Annotated in this window: 5 protein-coding genes; 1 reads left to right on the top strand and 4 read right to left on the bottom strand. The window is 57.7% G+C overall.

Annotation, left to right across the window (positions count from 1 at the left end; genetic code table 11):
• Positions 1 to 302: 302 nt before the first annotated feature.
• The gene (gene truA / locus ABD851_RS10010; RefSeq protein ID WP_344978758.1) at positions 303 to 1,118 is read right to left on the bottom strand and encodes a tRNA pseudouridine(38-40) synthase TruA; all 816 of its coding nucleotides are present in this window, start codon (positions 1,116 to 1,118) and stop codon (positions 303 to 305) included.
• Between the two features lie 13 nt (positions 1,119 to 1,131).
• On the bottom strand, positions 1,132 to 2,664 hold the full coding sequence (locus tag ABD851_RS10005) for a DUF4476 domain-containing protein (protein WP_344978755.1): 1,533 nt from the start codon (positions 2,662 to 2,664) through the stop codon (positions 1,132 to 1,134).
• Between the two features lie 154 nt (positions 2,665 to 2,818).
• Between ABD851_RS10005 and ABD851_RS10000 the strand changes: the two genes are divergently transcribed.
• Entirely contained in the window at positions 2,819 to 5,428 is a 2,610-nt protein-coding gene (locus tag ABD851_RS10000) for a M1 family aminopeptidase (RefSeq protein WP_344978753.1), read from the top strand.
• A 140-nt stretch (positions 5,429 to 5,568) separates the two neighbouring features.
• On the opposite strand, the gene ABD851_RS09995 is transcribed toward ABD851_RS10000, so the two are convergent.
• On the bottom strand, positions 5,569 to 6,366 hold the full coding sequence (locus ABD851_RS09995) for a TPM domain-containing protein (RefSeq protein WP_344978751.1): 798 nt from the start codon (positions 6,364 to 6,366) through the stop codon (positions 5,569 to 5,571).
• Positions 6,363 to 6,821 carry a TPM domain-containing protein gene (locus ABD851_RS09990; RefSeq protein WP_344978750.1) on the bottom strand — a complete coding sequence of 153 codons (459 nt, stop codon included), beginning with the start codon at positions 6,819 to 6,821 and terminating at the stop codon, positions 6,363 to 6,365. The genes ABD851_RS09995 and ABD851_RS09990 overlap by 4 nt, the downstream gene beginning before the upstream one ends.
• Positions 6,822 to 6,824: the final 3 nt, after the last annotated feature.

Raw genomic sequence — 6,824 nt, 5'->3', positions numbered from 1 at the left:
CTATCAAGAACTTTTTTACAATGCTGCCCTTTTCGACAGCGGGCTGCAAAGATACATTGCTTTTTATCTTCCGCAAATTTTTTTGTCATTTTTTTCCGCGCCTCCCTTAAAAAATCAGGACTCGCCACCGGCCTTACGGCTCCGGACTACTTACTCAGCAGCCCCTGCCGGCACCGGTCATCCAACCTACAGGCCGGACAACAAATGACAAATAGAAGTAATTGATTTATAAGAACTTGTAATGTTTTTGCCCGAAAGCGGATGCAAAGATAGGATGCTTTTTCATTCCGCCAAATTTTTTCTTAAAAAAGAGGAAAAAGATTTCCTGCCGGCTTCTCTTTCCCGCCTCTCTTAAGCGCTATCCCGCGCTGAGCAGCGGTTAAAAGTCCTTCGGGATAAGCTACCTCCTTCAGGAAGAGGCCTTGCGCCGGCGCCGAGAAATCCGCCCGCGTACCTTCCGCCTCGTCCAGCACGCGGCGGAAATCATCCATCCCCAGCCGGCCCCGCCCGGCCAGCAGCTGGGTGCCTACCAGCCCGCGCACCATGCCCCGGAGAAAGCGGTTGGCCCGTATGCGGAAGATCAGCCGGTCGTCCGCCTGCTCCCAGTCCGCCGACAGGATATTGCAGACAAAGGTCTTTACCTGCGTGTTGCGTTTGGAAAACGCCCTGAAATCACGGTGCTCCCGGATCAGGGCCGCCGTTTCGCGGAGGATATCCAGCTGCAGGGGATAAGGAAAATGATATCCCCTGCCCTGTAAAAAAGGGTCCTTATGCGCATACAGCACATATTCATAAGCCCGGCTGACCGCGTCAAAACGCGCATGCGCGGTATCCGCTACCGGGTACACGGCCTTCACGGCGATGCCCCGCGGCAGCAGGGCGTTCATCTTGTATAAAATGCCGGGGTGCAGCGGCGTCTCGCTGTCGAAATGCAAAAAGTTCTGAAAGGCGTGTACGCCCGCGTCGGTGCGGCTGGCCCCCGTAGTGGATACGGGGCGACGGGTCAGCAGGCTCAATGCCCGCTCGAGCTCGCCCTGCACGGTAAGTCCGTTCTGCTGCGTCTGGAAGCCGGAAAATCCTGCTCCGCAATAGGCTACTTCTATAAAATATCTTGCCATAGGAGGCCGGCGATCATTGCTTTACCAGCGCCTGGAAACGGTTTTTGTAATAATCATCCGTCAGCACCTGTCCCAGCGCCGAAAAGTTGGAGGGATCGTAGGCGTGCGCATAGGCCAGCTCGAGGAAGTTGTACCGCGAAGCATTGTCCATGAACAGATAAGCCAGATTCTGGATCTGGGCACTGGTATAGCACCCGCCGCCGAAGGCGCGGCGGGCGATCTTCAGCATCCGCTCGGCGGAAGACTGACCCGCCATCTTTTTACGGGTTTTTTCATAAACGGATTCGGTAACGGCTTCCGCACAACGGGCGCTGGCCATCCCCGGCGCTTCCGCCGGGGTATTCCGTCCGGGCATTTCCCCGGTTACCCCGTTGCTGTAGGGCAGGTCGCTGTCCGCACCCTTCAGCAGCGGTTTTACCTGCAGGTGGTTTCTCCCCGGCAAAGAAGAGTAAGCAGACATCGACGTCGTATCAGCATCCATGGCTGCTTCCCGGGCGGCCGCCCTTTCCCGCCTCCGTTCTTTTCCGGAGCGCCGGCCGCTCTCCTCCGCCACCTCCGGCGCGGGCTCCCCGCCGGCTGCCGCACCCGCCACTGTCCCGGCCGCTGCGGCTTCCACAGCCGTGCTGCCGTCCACACCCGGCTGGAAAGTGATAAAGTCCGGCTCGTTTTTCTGCTGCCGTTTACGCTCGCGCCGTTCCCGGCGGCGTTCCGCCTTGCTGGGTTCCGAAAGGGAGGTATCCGTGCCGGCTTCCGTCAGATCAGGGGTTTCGCCCGTCGCGGGGGGCGCCTGCGGGGCGGCGTCCGATCCGGTATCCGCCGCCGCAGTCGTATTACCGCTCTCATCCGGAGCAGTGGCCGCGGGAGCAGATGCGGCGGGAGCTGGTGCGGCGGGAGCTGGTGCGGCGGGCGTGTCCCCGCCGCCGGTAACGGCGTTCAGCATATTTCCGAAAGGATCTTCCTTGGGAGGAGCGGCAGCGATGGGCGCGCTGTCGGCAGGAGCGGCATTCGCTGGCGCGCTGTCTGCGGGAGCGGAATCCCCTGCCGGCGGCTGCGCCGCAGGCGCCGCCGCTACGGCGGGCGGCGTATCAACGGGCAGCTGCTGATCCCCTCCGCTGTCTGCGGGAGCAGGAGCGGCAGGCTGCTGCTCCGACGCGGCCAGGGCCGGGTCTTCAGCGGCCGCGCCACCCGGCTTTGCCGGCGCGATCATACTGAAATCCTGCATGTCGTACAACACAAAATGCTTTCCCTGCTTTTTCAGCAGGAATCCCTGGTCCTGGCTGCCGCCGATCCGGATCGAGAAACGGGCTTCGGGATATTCGTTTTTCGGGAAGCCGATCACCAGCGAGTTGGTCCCCGGCTGCAGCCCCGGAATAATAATATAACCTGCCGAAGAGGCGCTCAGCAGCTTGTCCTTCACCTTCACATAAAAAGGCATCCCCTCCTCGTTCTGGATATATACAAATGATTTCTTGGCCGACTGGGCACCGGCGGGCAGCGCAGCTGCCACGGCACAGGCCAGCAGTATTCCCCATTTTAGTTTTCGCATCATAGCATTTTTTGCCACGCAAGAATTATTCCATCTATCAGGTATACAAAATTAAACTTTTATCTGAATGACGGTCAACCCATACAGCCCTGCCGGGGCCGCCCGGCGTGTTCCCCAAAATTATCCCGTACGTTTGCACAAAATTTCAGCCGTCATGAATAATCTGTACCGCCTTTTTTACAGGCCTTTAACGATCCTGCTCGGTGTGACCATCTTCGCCGGCCATCGCGCCCAGGCGCAATCCCAAACGAACGACAGCAGCGCCACCGCCGTCCAACAGCAAAGCATGCCCCTGCTCGAGGTGCATGCCGGATCAGATCCGCTGCGCGACTACCGGGCTACCGCCGAGCGGATCACCGATCTTGTGGACACCCGTCTTGACGTGCGTTTTGATTTTGCCAAACGTTACCTCTACGGCAAGGAATGGGTGACCCTGCAACCCCACTTCTATCCCACCGACTCCCTCACCCTCGACGCCAAAGGCATGGATATCCACCGGGTGGCCCTCCTGAAAAACGGCCGGCAGGTGCCCCTGAAATACCGGTACGACAGCCTTCAGCTGCATATACAGCTCGATAAAACCTACACCCGGGATCAGCGCTACACGCTGTATCTGGATTATACCGCGCGGCCCGACGAGCTCAAGATGTCCGGGGGCAGCGCCGCCATTACTTCCTCAAAGGGCCTTTACTTTATCAATCCCGATGGCAAAGACCCCTATAAGCCCACCGAAGTATGGACCCAGGGCGAGTCGGAATCCAGCTCGGTATGGTTTCCCACCATCGACAAGCCCAATCAGAAAACAACCGAACAGATCACCATGACGGTCCCGGACGAATATACTACTTTGTCCAACGGCATGCTGATCTCCCAGAAGAAAAACAACGACGGTACCCGCACCGATACCTGGAAGATGAAACATCCGAACTCGCCCTATCTCTTTATGATGGCGGCAGGTCCCTTCAGCATAGTGAAGGACCACTGGAAAAACATCCCTGTAAATTATTACGTCGAAAAGGCCTATGCGCCGTATGCCAGGGCCATTTTCGGTCATACCCCGGAAATGATCGGCTTTTACTCCGACATCCTGGGGGTTCCCTATCAATGGAGCAAGTACGCCCAGATCGTAGGCCGGGATTATGTGAGCGGCGCCATGGAAAACACCACCGCTACCCTGCACGGGGAATTCCTGTACCAGACCGACCGGCAGATGCTGGACGATGATTACCGGAACGAATCAGTGATCGCCCACGAGCTTTTTCATCACTGGTTCGGCGATCTGGTGACCACTGAATCCTGGAGCAACCTTACGGTCAACGAGTCCTTTGCCGACTTTTCCGAAATGCTCTGGGCAGAACACAAATACGGCCAGGACCTGGCCGATCAGCACAGCTATGAAGCCATGCAGGACTATTTCGACTTTGCCAGATCCGGAAAAGATCATCCGCTGGTAAACTTTTACTACGCCGATAAAGAGGACGTGTTTGACCAGGTCACCTACCAGAAAGGCGGACGCGTGCTGAACATGCTTCGCAACTACGTCGGCAAGGACGCCTTTTTCAGCGCCCTGCACCAGTACCTGGAGCAAAACAAGTTCAAACCGGCCGAAGCGCAGCAGCTGCGGCTGGCCTTTGAGCAGGTAACGGGCAAGGACCTGTCCTGGTTCTGGAACCAATGGTATTACGGCGAAGGGTATCCCAAGCTGGACATCAGCTACCGGTATGAGGACGACCTGCACCTTGTACGGGTGATCGTAAGGCAGACACAGTCCGGCCGCGTTTTCCAGCTGCCCTTTGCCATAGATATCTATGCCGGCGGTAAAAAGGAAAGACACAGCGTGATGATGACGGAAAGGGCCGACACCTTCACCTATCATTACCGTGTACGGCCGGACCTCGTCAATGTGGACGGAGACAAGACGCTGCTCACCGAGAAGGAAGACCATAAAACCGTCAGCAACTTCGTCTACCAGTATCATCACGCACCTTTGTATCTGGACCGGCTCGAAGCCATCGAGGGCTGCGCCAAAGCGCAATCCTCCAGCGAAGCGGCCCGGCAGCTGCTGCTGGACGCGCTGAAAGATAAATTCGAAGGCCTACGCAGCGCGGCCATCAGCCATCTTGATCTCAAGGATGAAACAGTACGGCCGGCCGCACTGCCGCTGCTGACAAACCTGGCCCTCCGCGATCCCAAATCTTCCGTCAGGTCGGACGCCCTGCAGGCCATCACCGGCGACAGCGCTACGCTGAGCAGCCATGACGAGCTGATACAGCAGGCCCTGAAAGATTCCTCCCTGCGGGTGGAAAGCACCGCCCTGGATGCCTTCTCCGCCTACAACCCGCAGCAGGCTTATCAATGGGCAAAGCAGCATTCCCGGGAGGCGGAGGCGCCCCTTACCGAGGTCATCTGCGCTGTCCTGGCCCGGTACGGCGACGCGGCCGATTTCCCTTATGTGGCCATGAATTTCGACCGGAACGGCAGCTTCCAGAAGCTGGCTTATACCCAGCCTTATCTTTATATGCTGGCGCAGGTCATCACGGCTACGGACACCGTGAAGAACGGCCTGGACAAGACGAAGGACTTTGCACAGGAACTCGGCCCCCGGTATGGCGCCTATGTAATGAGCATGCTGGAAAATTTCGTAACGCTCAAGACCCGGCAGGCAGATGCCGCCGCGGACGACTCGCAGCGAACGGCCCTGCGGGAGCAGGCCGGCTACGGGCAACAGGCGATAGCGCACCTGCAGAAAACACTGAATAAATAGCTTTCCGAAGCATATACAGCAAAACGCCCGGTTTTTACCAGCCGGGCGTTTTTATTGAATAACATGTCTTTTTCAGGCCAATGCCGGACCCGTTCAGGGAACCTCGGATTCCGTCGTTATTGAAGGAGTCTTTTTCCGGGTTACCAGCTTCCGCCGGCTCCACCGCCGCCAAAGCTGCCGCCGCCAAATCCACCGAATCCTCCTCCACCGCCGCCAAAGCCTCCGCCGCGTCCGCCGAATCCGCCGCTACCCATTCCGCCGAGGAAGCCCCCGATAAAAGGTCCGGCGCCCCAGCCGCGCCGGGTATAGGAAGTACCTCCTCCGCCACCGCCACCGCGACGGCTGATGAAAAAGATGATCAGGATAATGATGATAAAAACAAAAAAGAAAAACGCGCCTTTCCCGCCGTCCTTATCCTTGTGCGGTTGGGCCTTGTACTCTCCCGCGGCGGCGGCAATGATGTCGTTCACCGCCGCATCCAGACCGGCATAATATTGCTGTGCACGGAAGGCGGGGATAATGTCGTTTTCAACGATCTCCTTGCAGGTGGCGTCCGGCAGGGGGCCTTCCATGCCGTATCCGGTGGCGATAAAGGCTTTATGATCCTTTACCGCGATCAGCAGGATCACCCCGTTGTTGAACTGCTTACCGCCCACTCCCCAGCTGCGCCCCAGCTTTACGGCATAGTCCACCATGGCATAATCGCCTACGCTCTCCACGATCACTACGGCGATCTGTGTAGAGGTGGTATCGTTATAGTTCCGCAGCTTATGCTCCAGCACATCGGCCTGATCCGGCATCAGCAGCCGGGCAAAATCATTGACCAGGCGGGGCGGCTCCGGACGGGCGGGCACATCCTGCGCCTGTGCCGGCCATACGCACAACGATAACAGAACACAAAGCGCCATGACCGGGCGTAACAAAAAGTTATGTTTCATAATCCAAACACGATATCGTCCGGCAATTCGTTTTCATCATCCGGCTCATAAGGGAAATGCTCCCGCAGGGAGACGCCGACTGCTTTTACACAAGTTTCCAGCCCTTCCACCATCGCTCCTTTCCGCAGAAAGGACAGCAGCTGCAACGCCTGCTCCTTCCAGAAATCTTCACCCACCTTCCGGTGCATTCCCTCATCGCCATATATGGCAAACTGCCGGTCTTTAAGCGCCAGGTATACCAATACTCCGTTATGATCCCGGGTATGCTGCATATTCAGCCCGGCAAACACCTCCCGGGCACGGTCCATCGGATCCACAAAGCTGCAATGACTTTCTACGTATAGCCGTATCTCCCCCGAAGTCATCCGCTCCGCTTCGCGGATAGCGGCTACCAGGCGTTCGTCTTCCGCCGGGCTGAAAAGAGATTTGTTTTCTTTTGACGGAGATTTTTTCATCCG

This window comes from Compostibacter hankyongensis, from assembly GCF_039541075.1.
GTDB lineage: Bacteria > Bacteroidota > Bacteroidia > Chitinophagales > Chitinophagaceae > Compostibacter > Compostibacter hankyongensis.
This window is presented reverse-complemented; position numbering and strand designations above follow the sequence as displayed.

What these genes read in the sequence shown, in the direction of transcription:
- truA (WP_344978758.1), bottom strand. Translation starts at nt 1,118, where the DNA reads ATGGCAAGATATTTTATAGAAGTAGCCTATTGCGGAGCAGGATTTTCC.
- ABD851_RS10005 (WP_344978755.1), bottom strand. Translation starts at nt 2,664, where the DNA reads ATGCGAAAACTAAAATGGGGAATACTGCTGGCCTGTGCCGTGGCAGCT.
- ABD851_RS10000 (WP_344978753.1), top strand. Translation starts at nt 2,819, where the DNA reads ATGAATAATCTGTACCGCCTTTTTTACAGGCCTTTAACGATCCTGCTC.
- ABD851_RS09995 (WP_344978751.1), bottom strand. Translation starts at nt 6,366, where the DNA reads ATGAAACATAACTTTTTGTTACGCCCGGTCATGGCGCTTTGTGTTCTG.
- ABD851_RS09990 (WP_344978750.1), bottom strand. Translation starts at nt 6,821, where the DNA reads ATGAAAAAATCTCCGTCAAAAGAAAACAAATCTCTTTTCAGCCCGGCG.